The organism is Paenibacillus ilasis, assembly GCF_043195395.1.
In the GTDB taxonomy this organism is placed as follows: Bacteria; Bacillota; Bacilli; order Paenibacillales; family Paenibacillaceae; genus Paenibacillus_AQ; species Paenibacillus_AQ lautus.
In genome coordinates this window covers 519,683-536,759 of sequence record NZ_JBHDJG010000002.1, presented here as the reverse complement: position 1 = coordinate 536,759, position 17,077 = coordinate 519,683, and the positions used below count along the sequence as shown (strand labels likewise).

The window sequence follows — 17,077 nt, the reverse complement described above, 5'->3', positions numbered from 1 at the left end:
CGAAGGTAGCTTCAAGAAGAATTTGTGTTTGCCCAGCGCTTTCTCTAGGTATTAGCTGCTATTTGCGCTCGATCTGAATCCCCTTAGCCAGAGACTTCTGTTGTTTATTGGTATTAACTAGCTGCGGCAGGCTTCTCGTTTCCTTGACCATGGGGGATTGACACAAATGGCATACCGGTTCCGTGTCGAACGCAAAATCGTCCCGCATCCACCCTTTGCAGTCTTCCTTAGTGCATGCCCAAACTTCCGTTATTTCTTCAGGAATACTCTCCATCGAGTTTTTACGCGAATACATGAACGCTCCTCCTTATTCTCGTCTTAGAAAATAGAAACGCCGTATAAAAGAAAACTGCCCTTAATGTCACACATTAAGGGCAGTTTTCAATTGTAATTACAATTTAACAACGTTCTCAGCTTGTGGTCCACGGTTTCCTTCAACGATGTTGAATTCAACGCGTTGGCCTTCGTCAAGCGTTTTGAAGCCGTCGCCTTGGATCGCGCTGAAGTGAACGAATACATCGTTACCGCCTTCAACTTCGATGAAACCAAAGCCCTTTTCAGCATTAAACCATTTAACAGTTCCTGTTTGCATGGGGGAATCCTCCTTGATATATATTTACATGACCTTTTTTCTTCGCAGACGGAATAAAAAAATTCACATATTGCACAAGGTTACCAGAAATGACAACCCTCTACAATATGTGAATTCAGGTCGATTTCGATATTCATATCTTAACACATTTGACTGCCGATAGCAAATACCAAAGCAAAAGATTCTGCGGAAAAATTAAAGTTATTTTATTCGGCATCATTCCGATTAAGCACAAGCAGGCATATACAACTCCCGGCATATGCCGGGAGCTGGATCCGGAGCAGGTTTTTTACGCGTAAACGTTTACTTTCGCAATTCCTCCAGCGTTTCCTTCCAGCGCTGCAGGGCTTCATCCGGGTCGTGCAGCTGAAACTTCACGGCCGATATAATATCCGCATACTTCGCGATATCCTCGCGAACAGCCACTACCTCGGCATCAAAACGCTGCAGCGGATGCCGGGCGTCCGGCAGATCGGGAAGCGCTTGAAGACGCATCCGAACATAATGGGCCGCTCCATCATGGATCGCCACCAACGTGCCCTGTCCGGTGCGAAGAAGATTGCCAGTCGTAACCGTTCCCTGCCATAATGCAAGTCGAAGCCGGCTCCGGTCTAAAGCCAGCACCTCCCCCACGCTGAGCATGGCCGTATTCGGCCATCCATCCTCGGTTACGCTCAATAGCATCATCGCTTCATACTGTTTCGACTCCAGATCCGAGCCATCCAGCCATTGGCACAACCCTTCTGATATTGCCGCCTGTTCCGTCACAGCGCCCTCTCCCCTTCAACTAATAAATTTAACGCGCTTCGGTAAATTCCAGCCAATCCAGCTCGATTCGGCCCTTATTCACCATCAACACCAGATCCACAGGGCCTTCCTCCATCGGCATAGCCTCAGCCACCCTATGGACGTCCCACTGCCCTTCGCCAGAGTCGGACAAGGAGATAAGCTCAGGCTCCCGGTCCCCGATCTGGAGCATAATATCCACCGTTCCCTCGGGAATCAGGGCCCGAATGTCCAGATGAAAGACATCTACAGAAGCGCAATACGCATCATAAGCAAGCCAATCGCCCTCCCGGAGCTGTACGCATACCAGGTTATCCTCTATCCATGGCTTGCCGCCTTCCGGAGCGTAGCTTGGTTTCTCCGCCTTGCCCGTCATCATCCGCATCGGAACGCCGTCAGAAATCCGGAAGCCGATATCCTGGCTGGCCTTCGTTTCAATATGATAAGAAATGCCCTCGCCCCGATATCCGTAAAACTCCGCCGGAATCTGAATGGGCAGCCGGCGCAGCAGCGACCGGGATACGTTCGGGTAAGCATCGCAGGCTGCCAGCGGAAGACGGTCCAGGTATTCGTCAAGAATCGCTTCGGCTTCGGCTGAAGACGGCTTCTCACCGCCTTCCAGGTAACCCGTCAGTTTATCCCAGCCTTCCGGCATGCGGATCGAGAACGGCGAATTCTGGGTGTTCATCTTCTTCCAGGTCCAGAAGTTCCAGGATATGTTGTGGTCCTCGAACATCCGGAAGGCCCCCGTATACCACTGCAGATTGTTCTCCCCGCCTTCTCCCATGAAGATCGGCACATTCCACTCCTCGCGGAGATCGATATACTTCTGAATGCTCTCCGTGTCGGGATTGTTCCAATACTTATGGAACTGCAGCATCAGGTTATCATCGAATGTATCGTCAAAAATGCTCCAGTCCGTAGACCAGTGCACGCCTTCCAGAATGATCATATGACGCTTGTCCACTTCGCGTATAGCCGCGGTGATTTCCTTATACAGCGGCATCACCCGGTCATTATACTTGCTGAACCAGTCAGGCAGCGGTTCGTTAAGCAGGTCGTAACCAGCAACGATCCACTCGTCTTTATATCGTTCCGCCAGCATACGCCACAGCGCCACGGTCCGCTCCGCGTTCAGCCGATCCGTGAACAGCTCCGGCAAATCCCGCTCGGAATCGTCGATATTGGCGCCGGTCTGTCCGCCGGGCGCGCCATGCAAATCCAGAATAACATACAGCGAATACGTCCTGCACCAATCGATCACCTGATCGATGAGCTTCAAATGTCCTTCGTGGAATACAAAAGGTGGCTGCTGTCCTTCCTCCATCATAAACCTGGCATTGATCGGTACCCGAATGGAGTTAAAGCCCTCAGCAGCGATCTGCCGGATGTCGGCTTCTGCGATATACCGCTCGTAATAGGTCTCCCAGAACACGGATGCCTTCTCCTCGCCGATCAGATCCCTGATCATGCCTTCGATGCGCCGCGGGCGGTCCCCCTGCTCCGGCATTTTCCACATGTATCCTTCCGGCAGCAGCCAGCTGCCAAGTCCGACTCCCTGCAGCAGAATTTCCTGCCCGTCCCCATTCACCACGCGTTTGCCGTCAGCCTTAACAAAACCGCTTACCAAAGGATTTCTGCTATCATTCATATTGGCATTCCCTCGCTTCCATGTCTGTAACGAATGTAATTGACCTGTCCATACCAATGACGACATGCGTCCTACAGGCCAAACATCAAACAAAATATAACATGTCATGCCGGGCAATAAACCTCATTCCGAAAATCAGGGAACCATTCTGAAATATCGGCCACCGGCCAAAAGAAAAAGGCGCTCTCCTCTTATCGAGGATAACGCCTTTCCCGTCTACCAAGATTATGATGATACCTCCGCAACCGGCTTGGCCGGAACTGAAGGACTTGATGCTTTACCCTTCTGCAAGCTGCCCGGCAGTTTACCGAAGAAGATCCAGGTCCAGCCTCCCAGGCGGCTCATGCTGTAGACCACTATATAAGAAACCGCCACCGCGCTGACAAGACCGCCGGCATACCACGCGAGCAGCAGCCAGGAGTTCTCCGTCTGCGGAGGAAAATCCCGGTAGAGGAGCAGCACCAGCGGATGCACTAGATAAACGCCGAAGGAATACACCCCGAGCCGCCGGAACCCGTTTAACCACCAAACTCTCTTATTTCCGAAGAGCAGCGCGACCTGAAGCATGACCAGGGCGGTGGTTAACGTATGCACATTCCAAAAAGCATCGTAGAGCAGCGGATGATATTCCGTCCCCAGCAGCCGCTGATTATATCGAAGGCCGATATGCACCAGCGCGGCGCCCAGCCATACCGCCCAGAGCGAGATCCAGCCCAGCTTGCGCAGCGCCGGTCTTGCAGCATGCTGCGCTGATGTCAGCCAATCCTTGACCCGGTCATAATAAATGCCGGTCCATGCTCCGAGAAAATAATACGACAGAAACGACAGCGACCAGCTGTTTCGGTTCGTTACGTCCCACCAGGCGTCATTGCCGAAATAGAAGAGCCACTGCAATGCAATGCCCACCAGCACGCAGACCGCCGCGAAGCCGCGGAATCGCTTCAGCAGCATCAGCACGAGCGGGAACAGCACGTAGAACTGAATGTTAATGAAGATGAAATATAAGTGCGTGTAGGATTTCCCCGTTGCCAGCTTGGGCCAGAAGCTCTCCAGCATCGCCGCCAGATCGGGCTCGCCCCCGCGATGATACCAGGCCACCGTAAAGAACAAAACCGAGAACAGCAAATACGGCACCAGGATATACATCAGCCGGTTTTTGAAGAACCGCGCAAGGTCACGGCCCTTGAACGGACGGTGATAATAATTATAGAACAGCACGAAGCTGCTCAGAAATATAAAGGTCGTCGTTCCCACCTTCGAAAATATGTTCAGGAAGTTATACAAGCCAAAAAAATCGTCCCCGCGCATCTGAACTGTGGCGAACGACGTTGCATGCACCATCAGCACGCCCATCATCGCAAAGCCCCGAACCAGGTCGATTTCGGTTAATTTTGTACGTTTCTCCATGTTGCCTCCTCCATATGATTACGCCCCCTATTATATCTCACTCCCCAACGCTTGGATACTAAATTTTCCTAAAAGTGGCATGGAACAAGCTCCCTTTGCCATACCAGTGTAAAAAGGGCCTGGCACCCAAACAGGACAATAGCTTACATGCATGCAGGCGTCCAATTCGAAGTGAATAGGAGGGGATTTCTACTGATTGAATTTAGCCGCGTCAATAAATTTTTCGGAACCTTCCATGTTCTGAAAGAAATCGACCTGACCATTTCCCAGGGGGAAGTCGTTGTCATCGTTGGACCTTCCGGCTCCGGTAAAAGCACGCTGCTGCGGTGCATCAATCGGCTCGAAAGCATTACGGATGGGGAGCTTGTCGTGAATGGCGTCAAGCTGCATGAAAGAAAGATCGACATTAATACATTCAGGCGGAATATCGGGATGGTCTTCCAGCATTTCAACCTGTACCCGCACAAAAAGGTGATCGACAACATCATTCTCGCCCCCATGAAAGTGCTGGGGATGTCCAAAGCGGAGGCGACGGAAAAAGCGATGACGTACCTGCAGCGGGTCGGCATCGCGGACAAAGCGGACAGCTATCCATCCCAGCTCTCGGGCGGCCAGCAGCAGCGGGTTGCGATTGCCCGCGGATTGACCATGAACCCGAAGATTATGCTGTTTGATGAACCGACGTCCGCACTCGACCCGGAGATGATCGGCGAAGTGCTCGACGTCATGCGCTCACTCGCCCACCAAGGCATGACCATGGCCGTGGTTACCCATGAGATGGGCTTCGCCCGCGAAGCCGCGGATCGAATCGTCTTTATGGACGAAGGCCGGATTATCGAGGATGCGCCCGCCTCCGATTTTTTCAATCAGCCGCGGGAAGAAAGAGCACGGGCGTTCCTGAGTCGTCTGCTGCATCACTAACCCGGACTTGGTGCGTAGGGGCGGAAAGGATTGAACTTCCGCAATGCTGCTCTTCAGGGGCTTGCTCATGAAGAGAAACTATACTTTTTAGGGGGAACTGGGGATATGAAAAGAAAATTTACGAGGACCTTCAGGTGGAGCGCCGCTTTGCTAGCGTTAGTGATCATGCTGATTGCATCCGGATGCGGGGGCTCCGGCAATACGGACACCCTCGAGGCGATTAAGAAACGGGGCAAGCTTGTAGCCGGCGTAAAATATGATACCAAGCTGTTTGGACTGCAGGACCCTGCCACCGGCAATGTGGAGGGTTTCGATATCGACATCGCCAAAGCGCTGGCCAAAAAGATTCTAGGTGATGAAACCAAGGTCGAGCTGAAGGAAGTTACCTCCAAAACCCGGATCGATATGCTGAAGAACGGGGACATCGACATCATTATCGCCACGATGACCATAACGGAGGAGCGCAAGGAGCAGGTGGACTTCAGCGATGTTTACTTTGAGGCCGGCCAATCGCTGCTGGTGAAGAAGGGAAGCCCGATCACGGGTCTGGAAAGCCTGAACAAGGATACGAAGGTGCTCACGGTAAAGGGCTCTACCTCTGCGCAAAATATCCGTGAGAAAGCGCCCGACGCGGTCATTCTCGAATTCGAGAATTATCAGGATGCCTTCACCGCGCTTAAAGCGGGACAGGGGGACGCCCTGACCACCGACAATTCCATCCTCCTCGGCATGCAGCAGCAGGACCCGAGCTTTGAGCTGGTCGGCGGCAACTTTACGGATGAACCATACGGCATGGCCATCAAAAAGGGAAATCCGGAGTTTGTGAAAACCGTCAACGAGCTGTTGAAGGAGCTGAAGGATAGCGGCGAATACGACAAACTGTATGAGCAATGGATGGGCGTGAAACCGGAATGACCGCAAGCATGTAATGGTCGGGCCGGTCCTAAGGCGTCATGGCTCCAATCAGGTTCCTCCCTTTTACCCGGGCGGGACTGCCTGGCTGCTTTCGACCAGCTAAACGACCATCATCCCCCATTGGAGGTGAAGCATAGTGACCTTGTGGGATTTTAACATCCTGGTCCAGCATTGGGATCAATTTATGGCTGGCCTGGGCCAGACCATTCTCGCCAGCCTGCTTGGGCTGATCGGCAGCTTGGTGCTAGGCACCTTGATCGCCATCCTGCGGATTGCCCCATTCCGCATACTGAAAGCCATTGGCGCCATCTATGTAGAGTTTATCCGCAACATTCCACTCCTGGTGGTTGTCTTTTTCTTTTTCCTGGGCCTGCCCTCTCTCGGCATACCGGTTGACCCGTTTACATCGGGTACGCTTGGGCTGATGGTGTACACGGCTGCTTTCATTGCCGAAGGCATTCGGGCGGGGATCCAAGCGGTGCCCTCCGGACAGTCGGAGGCGGCCCGCTCTTCCGGGCTGAGTTATATCCAGAATATGCGCTACATCATTCTTCCACAGGCGATCAAAATCGTACTGCCGGCCATCGGCAACCAATTGATCAATTTGGTTAAGAATTCTTCGGTTCTCGGCGTTATCGCCGGACTCGACCTGATGTATTATGCCGATCTGATTAACCTGAGCACCTTCAAAGGCATTCCCGTCTATACGTTTGTAGCCCTGTTCTACCTGCTCCTGACCATACCGCTCAGCCTGGCCGTCCATTATATGGAGCGCCGCTTTGCGAGAAGCAATTGACGTTAAAAGCAAGTTTGCCCAATAAACAGGAGGTGGCATGAGATGGATTTTATCGGTGCGTACTCCTGGCCGAATCTGCGATATCTCCTTCAAGGCTTTTGGATCACGGTGCAGGTTGCCGGCTTATCCATTGTATTCAGCTTTATCATTGGAACCGTGCTCGGGACCGTGAGATATACGAAAACGCCCTTCCTGTCGAGGACAACGGCCTTTTTGGTGGATATAATCCGCAATCTGCCGCTGCTGCTGATCATTTTCTTCATCGGCATGGTTCTGCCGCAGACCGGGATTCGAATCCCCACTTTCTGGGCGGCTGTCGTCGGCCTGAGCATTTTTGAAGGAGCCATGATCGCCGAAATTGTCCGCAGCGGCCTCGTATCGGTGGATAAAGGCCAGATCGAAGCGGCCCGGGCGTCGGGTCTCTCTTATATGCAGACACTGCGGCACGTGATTCTCCCGCTAGCGCTGCGCCGGATGTCCCCGCCCATGGTGAGCCAGTTCATCTCGCTCATTAAAGACACCTCGCTCGCCGTGATCATTTCGCTGCCTGAGCTGATGCGCAACGTACAAATTCTTAGCGGTTCCAGCTATGACTATGTTATTCCCGCCCTTGTTTTTGCGTCGTTGCTGTACTTCACGCTGAATTATCTTCTGTCCATCATCGCCAAACGGCTGGAAGCAAAGCAGATCTAACCTGGTCTGCTGTTCCCGCTCCTGTCCTGGACTACTAACCATTATCGTAAAAAACAACCGGGCGCCATAAGCGTTTACGTCCAATCTGCTCCGCAGCCATTTTGGCTTGCGGAGTATTTGCGTTTCTGCAGCACCTGCGAATTCTAGAACCCAAGCTTCCCGCAATGCAGCCATATGAGCATCGGATTTATTTCCAAGTACGCTGCAACAATGGCGAAACCCTCCTCGTCTAAATACATAATCATCCCGAAAGGAGACGCCGATATGAAAAAAGGCTTTATCGCTATGATCGCTTTTTCCCTTACTGTTGGACTATGGCTTGGCGCAGATCAATCCACGGTATCCGCCTTGTCTTGCGCGGAGCCTCGAAAGGTTACCGAGGAGTTAAAATCCTCGGACGCAGTATTCAGAGGTACGTTGGTCTCGTCCAATCCTAAAGCCGATATATCCAAAAGCAAATATGTATTCCAGGTTTCCGCGTGGTGGAAAGGAGATTCGGATTCACCAACCGTCACCCTTTATTCCAATGGCTGGGAATCCTTTGATACAGGCAAGGAATATATCGTGTTCGCCGAGAAAAGCGGGGAAAAGCTCAAACCCCATCTATGCGGAAATACCGGTCCCTCCTCATCCGTTGACGTGACTTCGCTGGGGGAAGGCATCCAGCCTGAGAAGCCGGCTCGAGCAGCCGAAATCCCAAAGTCCGGCGGTATCCTGGCGGGTTTGATTGAGCTTGTTCGCTACCTGCTGGGGAAATATTAATCCCTTCCCAGCCTTCTCAGGAAATGTTGGCTGTTTCAGGGTTGCTTAAAAATACCTGCTCCTTCGCGTGAAAAAATACAACCATTCTCCATGCCATACGTATACAACGTATAAGAACTGCGTTTACACGACAGGAGGATGAGAAATGATCAAAAGATTATTGTTGATTTCACTTGTTCTGGGAGTTCTCTCCGGCTGTTCCTTGGTGGACAGCGTGAACAATTCCTTGGATTATACGAAAGAAGCCACCACTTTTATAAATGATGCATCCCAATTTGCCGAGTCCATTCCGGAGCTGGCCCAACAGGCCGCCACGAATACAGATGCCAAGGAAACGCTGACCCAAGAACTCGAAGCGATGAAAACCCGGATCTCGGAGTTTAATGGCATCGAAGCCCCTGCTTTTGCACAGACCATCCATGAACAGCTGGTCGCTTTAAACGACACGCTGCTGACCGACATCAACGGCTATATGGATCAAATCCAGAACGGAGTGACCGACTTCCAGAATTCCAACATCGTTCAAACCATCAATAAAATTAACGAAACGATGGATATGCTCCAAAATCTTCAGCCGTAATCAGGCAAACTCTTGCCGACAATATAGCAGCCCTGCTCTTCATGAGCAGGGCTGCTATATTTGTCTTTGCTATGTATGTATTCCTCATTTAAAAAAGGATTCGAGGTTGGCGGTAAGCGTCTGCTTTACGACATATCGCGTTCCGTCTTCGCTAGGCGCCATAATCCAGTATGTCCCTTGGTAGCCCGCTTCATCCTTCGGATCCCAAGCCACAATGAATTGCCATGCGCCGCCAAAGCGTTCATTATATTCTTCTCTATAACTCGCGGCCATATTCTCCCGCGGAACCGATTCGATTGGAATATGGTGCACGCTTTCAAAAGACTTCATCCATTCCGTAAATTCCACCATGTCCCGGGCGTACTGACCCGAAAAGTATCCCTCGCTCCCACCCGACATCGCGTAAAAGGTATCCGCATCCTCCGCCTGCGCTGCCTGATACAGCAGAGAAACGGTCTGCACCGGCTTCCATACAGGCTGCTTCGCTTTTGCGGCAAGAAATGCCCGGTCTTCAGCCGTATGCTGAATCTCTATAGCGATAAGCTCTTCCATCGTCGCTTCCCTTCCAAGCTCGTAAGCCCCGGGATAAACCGTGGATTGCTCCACCACTTGAAGTCCGTCCGTGAACGCCGTCACAAACCACAGGTTATGATCGTCCTGACTGAGCTCCTCCAGCACAATCTCGGCTTGGCTGCCGTACGTGAGAGATAACAACTGGCGGCTTTCCCGATCCAGCCCCTCTCGATCAAAAAGCTTGAATCGTTCCGGTCTCACTTCACGCTTGCCGGCCTCTTCGAATAACACCTCCAGCTTGGCAGGGGACATACGGACGCTCGGAATGTCAGCATGGCGGAAATACGTGGCGGAATCGTTAGCCTGAAGCGCCTCATACATGTCGAGAACCGCTTCAATCGGATTGTGGTTGGACTCCCCCTCCGACGGCTCCGATTCTTGCTTAACCTGGTGATTGCTTTGATCTTCCGGCTGGAATGCCGTACGCAAACTTTCCGCTGCTGCTGGCATTTCCGATTGATTCCCGGCTTCTCCTACACTCGGCACGGCGGCAGTCGATCTATTTTGCTGTATGGATCCCGGGACCTCCTTCGTGCATGCGACCATTAGCATAATCGTCATGACAGTCAGAGCCAAGATCTGTCCGGATCGCTGATACGGCTGCTTCCTCGTCTTCATTTCGTTCACCCCCATATAACGAGTACAAATGTATTTAGGATTGGCGCTGCACCGATCTCTTTATATTCATCATCGTCATAATAGTGAGGAATGTTTATCATTGCGGATGAAAAAAGCTCCCGCCAGATCTAAAGACCTGCAGCGGGAGCTCCTTCTCATATCATGCATTAATTAAATTGATTATAGCTTACAAATTCCAATACTGGCTTGCGATAGCCCCGGGGACGAGGTTTTCTTACATCTTCCTTGCCAATCGCGATCAGCATGGCGGGCACATAAGAGTCCGGAATGCTCAGATCCTTCTGCAGAACCTCGGGATCAAATCCGATCATCGGGCAGGTATCCCATCCCTTGTCCTTGGCTACCATCATCAATAACATGGCGGATAGACTGGCATTCCGAATGGCTTCATCCCTCATAAAGGTTTCTCCGCCCGCTTCATAAAAGTTCGTGACCGATTCAACCGTCATGTCATATTCAAGCTTGTCGATCACGCCCAAATTCAGAAAGCCCTCGTTCATTCTTCCGATATCCTGGTAGGCCTGCTTATTCCCCAGCACCACGATGACGGCCGACGCGGTGAGTATCTTATGCTGCTTGTTGGCGGCTTCGTAAACCTTGTGCTTGATATCGGGATCCTTAACCACCACATAGTGCGTGTGCTGTAAATTAAATGCCGAAGGAGCATATTTAACTTCATTAAAGATATCATTCAAATCCTGATCCGGGATTTCAATCCCTTCCATAAACAGATTAGCCGATCTCCGGCTCTTAATTAATGTTGTCAGATCATTCATATCTGCACGCCCCCATCATCGATTAGTTAAAGATTACCGCATCCAGTGAATATGCGCCTGCACCCGTGAGTGCCAGTGCAACGGCCACTGCGATCAACAGCAAATTATACTCGTATCCATTCGCTGTGGACCAATACCCGTTCCGGCCATGCACCTTCACAATTGCGCCCAGCATCGTCAGCGTGATCAGCGCGGCGCCGAGCACCGTGAGAAATCCGGCCGCCAGCAGCAGCCCGCCAACCAGCTCCATCAAACCTGACAACACCGCGATCGCGACCCCAGGCTTAATGCCCACCGATTCCATCCAGCCGCCTGTCCCTTTCGGCCCGTAACCGCCAAACCATCCAAACAGCTTCTGCGCGCCGTGCGCCATGAACGACAACCCAACCACCAAACGAAGTATCAACAATCCAATATCTATAGCCATTTTGTACGCCTCCATATTCATGTTCATTATTTATAGAAATTCATCGACCCTGTTCATTAATATCTTAATATAAAGATATATAGGTGTAGAATGATTAACCTGCTTTACTTTGCTAACGTTTATACACTTTATACTTACTCCTTTCAATTGACTAACTTTTATATAGTCGCTTAACTTAATATCAAGATATATGATATCGGTTCTCCTGTCAACCGTTATTTTTAAACGCCATTACAAAAAGCGTGCAGACCGTAGTCTACACGCAAAATTCATGATTGCTTTTTATAAAGTCATTCCGCCAGCTTCCTGATTTCATTGTCGGTCAGCGCCTTGTTATACATCCGCACCTCATCCAAGCTTCCGTTAAAGTAAGGGTCGGCCGCAAACCGGCTTTTACCTAAATAAGCTTCCGTTGTCAGCAGTTCATTCGGATTCAGCTTCATATGATCTCCGGCTGCCACGACTTGACCGTTCACGTACAATTTGCCCGTATCCCCTTGAAGGGTCACGGCTACATGCGTCCATGCATTTACCGGAAGCGGCGCGCTGCTAAGGAGGCTCTGGTCTCCGCCATTACCGTGAATCGTAAACTGGAGGACGCCGGCGTGCTGGGATGGCGTCAGGAACATATGCCTGGCGAGCCCGCTGCCGGCATCCAGCACTCGCTGCCATGGTGCTCCACCCTTCCAATATACCCAAGCAGCAAAGGTAAAGTCCTCTGTATCCGTAACCCGATTCGGCAGTTCAATATAGCCGTCCGAGCCGTTAAAGTCCATTCCGCCTCCCTGCCAGCTCTTCTCATTCCACTGGACCCCACCAAGAACCTTCCCATGAAATCCGTTATCCGAGGTGTCGAACACCGTGCCTTCTTTATTCTCGCTGAATGGATAGTTCAGCAGCAATGGCCCTGCCGACTGCTGCAGCACGGTCACGTCAAAGGCTTTGGAAGTTTTCGCTTTGCCTTTCGTAATCTGGGCGATCAGCGTAACCTTCGCGTCCCCCGCCCCGGCAGCAGGACGATTAAGCTTACCCTCCGTCGATATGACCTCGGGATGAGAGGGGGTCCAGCGAATGACGGCACCGCCGGAAGCTTCGGACGGCAAAGCCAGATCGTAGAAAATTCCGCTCACATCCCCGAGGGACAGGTCCTTCTTCACGGCATCCACGAGTTCCCTGTCGCTGCGATCAAGCTGACGCGCACCCCACACCGCTGTACCGTCCGCCGAAAGGGCCGTAAAGGTCATCACCTGCCGCTTCGCCTCCGGGTCCCACTGCAGAGTCAGTACGCCTTTATAACTCTTCCCATCCAGATTAAGCATTACATCCCGCTTTCCGCTGATCTTCCATGTCCCGGATGCCCCACCCGTCACTTTACCGTTCTTATGAAGCTCAATCGGCACTGATTCTTTGATGACGGACGAAATATCTTTTCCGTGTTGAATCAGCTTGTAGTCTCCAGCCGCATCATTCGGCGTAATTTTCTTGGATTCCTTGGCCTCCTCGCCCGCATAGCGGTATGGAGCCGATACCGGCCAGCCGTCCTGGTTCATATACAATTCATGCACCCGGATTTCATGCTCTTCTCCCCGCTGCGGGAAGCGGCTGTGAAAGATAAGGAATGTCCTTCCGCTCCGCTCATCGTAGTAGACGGAGTTATGGCCCGGCGACACGGCCCCGGTGCCGATCCCCGTTCCCGGATCGCCAATCAAGCGCTTGAACAAGTAATTTCCCATCAGCTTTACGCCATACGGCTCAATCGACCGGTCATCAAAAAGCGGAAGGGACGGATCGGCCTTCACCTCTGTCATATCGTTGCCCTCCGCATCGTAGAAAGGACCATCCGGATTTTTGGAGCGGACGACCCGCATATTGTAGCCGCCAACTGCATCCAATCCCCCGTAGGACAGATACAGGTAATAATAGTCCGTGGCCGGGTTATAAAGCATGTAAGGCCCTTCGATCCGGCTGTGGTTCCCCCCCAGCAGCTTCTTGCCGTATCCTTGCCCAGGCAGCGGTTTTCCGGTCTTGGGATCCATCTCCATAATGAAAATGCCGCCGGAATAGGAGCCATATACCATCCACAGCTTGCCGTTCTTATCGAAGAACACATCCGGATCGACGACATTCGGGTGCTTTGTTGCATCATAGATGGTTCCATCTTCACTGATCTCGTCCCACATGCCGGATTTCAGAATGATGCCGGTATCCTTATACGGGCCTTCGATCTGATCGGCAACGGCGATCCCCATGGCGGATCGCGGGGAATCCCCTTTGCAGGCGTTATAGTACATATAGAATTTGCCATCTGCCAGCTGAATCACGTCGGCCGCCCACAACGTATCGCTTTGCGCCCATTCCAGCGTTTCTTTTAGCTCTTCCGTTACGTTCGGAATCAGTGGATTGCCGGTTGCGACTCCGGACGCGACCATATCCCAGCTCATCAGGTCCTTCGATTTGGCCGCAGCCAGATGGGAACCGAACACATAGTATGTATCTCCTGTTTTGATCACGGACGGATCGTGCACGGAAGCCTCCCGGAATACCGGTGCCTTCTCCCCCTTCTTCAGCGGGGCTGCCTCCGCGTAAACGTCCGGACTGCTTGATGCGGGCCCTTGGCCTGCAGTGCCTAAGCCCCCAGCCATCAAAACTGCGGCTATCCCTGCCGCAGCCGTCTTGCGCAGCATGCTCTTGTTCATACGCTTCTCCCTTCGTTTCGCTCTTTTTTGTAAACCTTTTCATAAGTAAAAAACAAGATGTTCATTTCGATAAAACCTCTGGTTGTTTAATTTAGAATAATATAAAATGTTTTATATTTGATAAGATATTAACACTGCTCAATATAAAATATCAATGCGAATTGTTATCATTTATTGCTATAAATCAATTATTGGTAGGAAAGTCCTAAAAAACCCCGATCCAATACGGATCGGGGTTTTATTTTATATTTACATGAAGTTAAACAGCGTAATGTTTTAATATGTCCACCAGTTACCCGACATGACGATCATCGAGAACAGCTTAATGCTTTCCTCATAATATCCCTCTGCAGATGCGTTCGCCGTGTAACTCCATACCGAATTCAGCCAGCTCTGGTGGCTGGACGAAGTCATCGCACTTACGCCAAAAGGAGCATAGAACGCCCCACTGTTATAGGTCACCAGCGCGGTGCCGTTCAGGTTATACCCTGCCTTGACGTTGGCAGGATTACTGCTTGTGGCTGATTTAATGAATGTGTTCATCTTGTTCAATTGATTCAGCGCGCGCGTATCGCCGGTCATCAGATAGTCGGTCGTAATCCGCCAAGGTGTCCGGGACGAATTGTAATAGTATTTTCCATCATTCGCCCCTTCCAGGAATCCCCCTTCCGCCGGCTGATAATTGCTGCCCGACATGACGACGAAATCCGGAAGCAAGCCGGTATTGGAGCTGTAGCCGTTATAAATGGAGTTGATGATGGTATAGGTTTTGTTAATGACGTTATCCCAACGGGCATCGCCGGTAACCGCACGGAATGCCTTCATATGGTTCAGCATGAAATCCGATGGCCGCGTGGCGGTGTCGAAAATGCCGCTGGTTGCCCAATCGCCTAGGCGCAGCGTCCACTGCGACTGATTCACGTCATTGCTCATGATCGCATTGATTATATCCTTAGCTGCTTGGAGGTAATTAATCGATCCACTGCTTCCCCACTGCTTGTCCGCCAGCAGGAGTGCGTAAGCAATGTCCATATCGCCGTCCGTTGCCGAATTGGCTCCCCCTATATTCTGAAAGCTGCTGTTCTGCTTCCAAGCCATCAGGTACGGATTGTTATTACTCGGATGCGCCTTGTAATAGCGATAAAGTCCGTCGAAATACGACTGTGCGTTACTGTCGTAACCCGCCATCAGAACAGTGAAGAGCATCCCGTAGCCATGAGCCTCGGACACCGTCTCGCCCGCCGAATTGTATTTTACGTAATATTGCCCTGTCGCTGCAGGCTTCAAGAAAGACCCTTTCCAGCTGTTCCATTTGCTCTTGACCGCATTGTCCATCGCTGACTGCGTCACATGGTTTGGTTTAATCGAACCGCTCGTATACGACGTATGTTGGGGAAACGGCTTGTTGGCCGCCAGAGACAATCCGGCTGGTAAGATCAGTAGAACAGCACAGAACAACACAGCCGACTTACGGATGATCGAATTTCGGAATACTTTCATCACGCTTCGCTCCTTTGTTTTTCGAATTGGAAAGCCATTACCACTACAGTCTGGTAAACCGGTTTCGAATAAACCACCACCCTTCCAATGATCGATGGAAACGAGGGAACTGCCGCTTGTATGTATGAACAAGAAGAATAGATATGTAACTGTCTCCATATAAAATGAGATATTATCCATATCTACTACTAGTATAATAGAATTGTATATTATTGTAAATTAATAGTTTCGCAGACAGGATTCGTCCACAAGCAAAAAAGCCGCCTTTCCGCTAGCAGTATTCACTGCCCGGAAAGACGGCAATCACTATTCCGCTTGGCCTCTCTAGTCGGTCCCCGCACCGACCGCCTCCGAATCGTATCTAAATATCGTCCCCAGCGTCGTTGATCCGGGGCCATACCGCTCATAAGCCTTGCCCGCTTCATCCACGTGGACCACATGCGAGATCAGCGGTTTGACCGAGATTCTCCCCTCGGCCAATAAACGGATATATTCCGCGATGTTGCGACCTTCCGTCCAGCGCACAAAGCCGATCGGATAATCCGTGTTACGGAGTTCATAACTTGCGTCGTACCGGCCCGGACCGCCGGCCCGCGATATGAGCACCTGCGCTTCCTTGCCAAACATCCGGTCCCGCGCGTACGTCATGGATAAATCGCCAACGATGACGATTTTCCCCTTATCCCGAATCCATGTCATCGACGCGTTGATGAGCTCTTCCCCGGGACCGCTTGCGCACAGAATGACGCTGTCGGCTCCATGCCCGCCCGTCATTATGCCAATCTGCTCCTCAAGCCGTTCCTGATTGTCATAGGCATAAGGAATATGCCGCTTCAATCCCTGAACCCGCTCCGGATTCAGATCAAATCCCGCAACGGGACAAGCCGCCGCGTGAGCGATCTGGGCAATCATCTGCCCCAGGATGCCAAGCCCGACCACCACGGCCGATTCGCCGAAGCGCAGATCCGCTATCCGCAGGGCATGGATCGCAATCGCTCCCAGTCCCGCAAACGCGGCTTCCTGCGGGTCTACTCCATCCGGAACGATCGCCGTCAGGTTCGAAGGCACGGTAAGCCACTGGGCATGGCGCACGTAAGGTGCTCCATAGCAGGCCACCCGTTGACCGACGGCAAGTCCCTTCACGCCTTCTCCCAAGTCTTCGACGATCCCCGCGGCGCTGTAACCCATAATGACTTTTTGATCCGATGCTCTTCGTATAAAGATCATCTCCGTGCCCGGGCTGACCGCCGAGTATTCGGTACGAATCAGCACATGACCTGCCGGCAATTCGGCCGGCTTCTCGATTTGATCAACGATCACTTTTCCATGAATCGTGGCAACAGCCTTCAATATGAACCCTCCT

General features: G+C 51.7%; 17 protein-coding genes. 6 read left to right on the top strand and 11 right to left on the bottom strand.

The window, feature by feature from the left end:
- Window positions 1-58: 58 nt before the first annotated feature.
- From ACETK5_RS22510 to ACETK5_RS22490, 5 genes are all read right to left on the bottom strand, one after another.
- Window positions 59-295: a cold-shock protein gene (locus tag ACETK5_RS22510; protein ID WP_071222231.1), complete on the bottom strand. Its 237-nt coding sequence runs from the start codon at window positions 293-295 to the stop codon at window positions 59-61.
- A gap of 96 nt (window positions 296-391) precedes the next feature.
- On the bottom strand, window positions 392-592 hold the full coding sequence (gene cspD / locus ACETK5_RS22505) for a cold-shock protein CspD (RefSeq protein ID WP_006207896.1): 201 nt from the start codon (window positions 590-592) through the stop codon (window positions 392-394).
- Between the two features lie 303 nt (window positions 593-895).
- Complete coding sequence (locus tag ACETK5_RS22500; protein ID WP_394057977.1) at window positions 896-1,360, bottom strand: pyridoxamine 5'-phosphate oxidase family protein; 465 nt, start codon at window positions 1,358-1,360, stop codon at window positions 896-898.
- A 28-nt stretch (window positions 1,361-1,388) separates the two neighbouring features.
- Complete coding sequence (locus ACETK5_RS22495; RefSeq protein ID WP_394057975.1) at window positions 1,389-3,029, bottom strand: glycoside hydrolase family 5 protein; 1,641 nt, start codon at window positions 3,027-3,029, stop codon at window positions 1,389-1,391.
- 225 nt (window positions 3,030-3,254) lie between these two features.
- Window positions 3,255-4,436: an acyltransferase gene (locus ACETK5_RS22490; protein WP_100539922.1), complete on the bottom strand. Its 1,182-nt coding sequence runs from the start codon at window positions 4,434-4,436 to the stop codon at window positions 3,255-3,257.
- A gap of 147 nt (window positions 4,437-4,583) precedes the next feature.
- Here ACETK5_RS22490 and ACETK5_RS22485 point away from each other — a divergent pair, with 147 nt between their 5' ends.
- The 6 genes from ACETK5_RS22485 to ACETK5_RS22460 all read left to right on the top strand — a co-directional run bounded on the left by ACETK5_RS22485 (window position 4,584) and on the right by ACETK5_RS22460 (window position 9,103).
- The gene (locus ACETK5_RS22485; RefSeq protein ID WP_100539921.1) at window positions 4,584-5,357 is read left to right on the top strand and encodes an amino acid ABC transporter ATP-binding protein; all 774 of its coding nucleotides are present in this window, start codon (window positions 4,584-4,586) and stop codon (window positions 5,355-5,357) included.
- A 105-nt stretch (window positions 5,358-5,462) separates the two neighbouring features.
- Window positions 5,463-6,272 carry a glutamate ABC transporter substrate-binding protein gene (locus ACETK5_RS22480; RefSeq protein WP_100539920.1) on the top strand — a complete coding sequence of 270 codons (810 nt, stop codon included), beginning with the start codon at window positions 5,463-5,465 and terminating at the stop codon, window positions 6,270-6,272.
- A 136-nt stretch (window positions 6,273-6,408) separates the two neighbouring features.
- Entirely contained in the window at window positions 6,409-7,068 is a 660-nt protein-coding gene (locus tag ACETK5_RS22475; RefSeq protein WP_394057972.1) for an amino acid ABC transporter permease, read from the top strand.
- 42 nt (window positions 7,069-7,110) lie between these two features.
- Window positions 7,111-7,761 carry an amino acid ABC transporter permease gene (locus tag ACETK5_RS22470; protein ID WP_076322351.1) on the top strand — a complete coding sequence of 217 codons (651 nt, stop codon included), beginning with the start codon at window positions 7,111-7,113 and terminating at the stop codon, window positions 7,759-7,761.
- Window positions 7,762-8,025: 264 nt separating this feature from the next.
- Complete coding sequence (locus ACETK5_RS22465) at window positions 8,026-8,523, top strand: hypothetical protein (protein WP_394057970.1); 498 nt, start codon at window positions 8,026-8,028, stop codon at window positions 8,521-8,523.
- A 145-nt stretch (window positions 8,524-8,668) separates the two neighbouring features.
- Window positions 8,669-9,103 carry a DUF6376 family protein gene (locus ACETK5_RS22460; RefSeq protein WP_100539916.1) on the top strand — a complete coding sequence of 145 codons (435 nt, stop codon included), beginning with the start codon at window positions 8,669-8,671 and terminating at the stop codon, window positions 9,101-9,103.
- An 84-nt stretch (window positions 9,104-9,187) separates the two neighbouring features.
- Here the strand turns inward: ACETK5_RS22460 and ACETK5_RS22455 are convergent, their stop codons facing one another.
- The 6 genes from ACETK5_RS22455 to ACETK5_RS22430 form a co-directional block, all read right to left on the bottom strand.
- A complete protein-coding gene (locus ACETK5_RS22455) occupies window positions 9,188-10,294 on the bottom strand; it encodes a hypothetical protein (RefSeq protein ID WP_394057968.1) in 1,107 nt (368 codons plus the stop codon).
- A gap of 167 nt (window positions 10,295-10,461) precedes the next feature.
- Window positions 10,462-11,091, bottom strand: coding sequence for a nitroreductase family protein (locus tag ACETK5_RS22450; protein ID WP_100539915.1), 630 nt, complete (start codon window positions 11,089-11,091; stop codon window positions 10,462-10,464).
- A gap of 22 nt (window positions 11,092-11,113) precedes the next feature.
- Window positions 11,114-11,518: a DoxX family protein gene (locus ACETK5_RS22445; RefSeq protein ID WP_090910112.1), complete on the bottom strand. Its 405-nt coding sequence runs from the start codon at window positions 11,516-11,518 to the stop codon at window positions 11,114-11,116.
- Between the two features lie 290 nt (window positions 11,519-11,808).
- The gene (locus ACETK5_RS22440; RefSeq protein ID WP_394057965.1) at window positions 11,809-14,214 is read right to left on the bottom strand and encodes a LamG-like jellyroll fold domain-containing protein; all 2,406 of its coding nucleotides are present in this window, start codon (window positions 14,212-14,214) and stop codon (window positions 11,809-11,811) included.
- 276 nt (window positions 14,215-14,490) lie between these two features.
- Window positions 14,491-15,714: a glycosyl hydrolase family 8 gene (locus ACETK5_RS22435; RefSeq protein WP_394057963.1), complete on the bottom strand. Its 1,224-nt coding sequence runs from the start codon at window positions 15,712-15,714 to the stop codon at window positions 14,491-14,493.
- A gap of 324 nt (window positions 15,715-16,038) precedes the next feature.
- Window positions 16,039-17,064 (bottom strand): zinc-dependent alcohol dehydrogenase, encoded by a 1,026-nt coding sequence (locus ACETK5_RS22430; protein WP_394057961.1) that lies wholly within the window; start codon window positions 17,062-17,064, stop codon window positions 16,039-16,041.
- Window positions 17,065-17,077 lie beyond the last annotated feature (13 nt).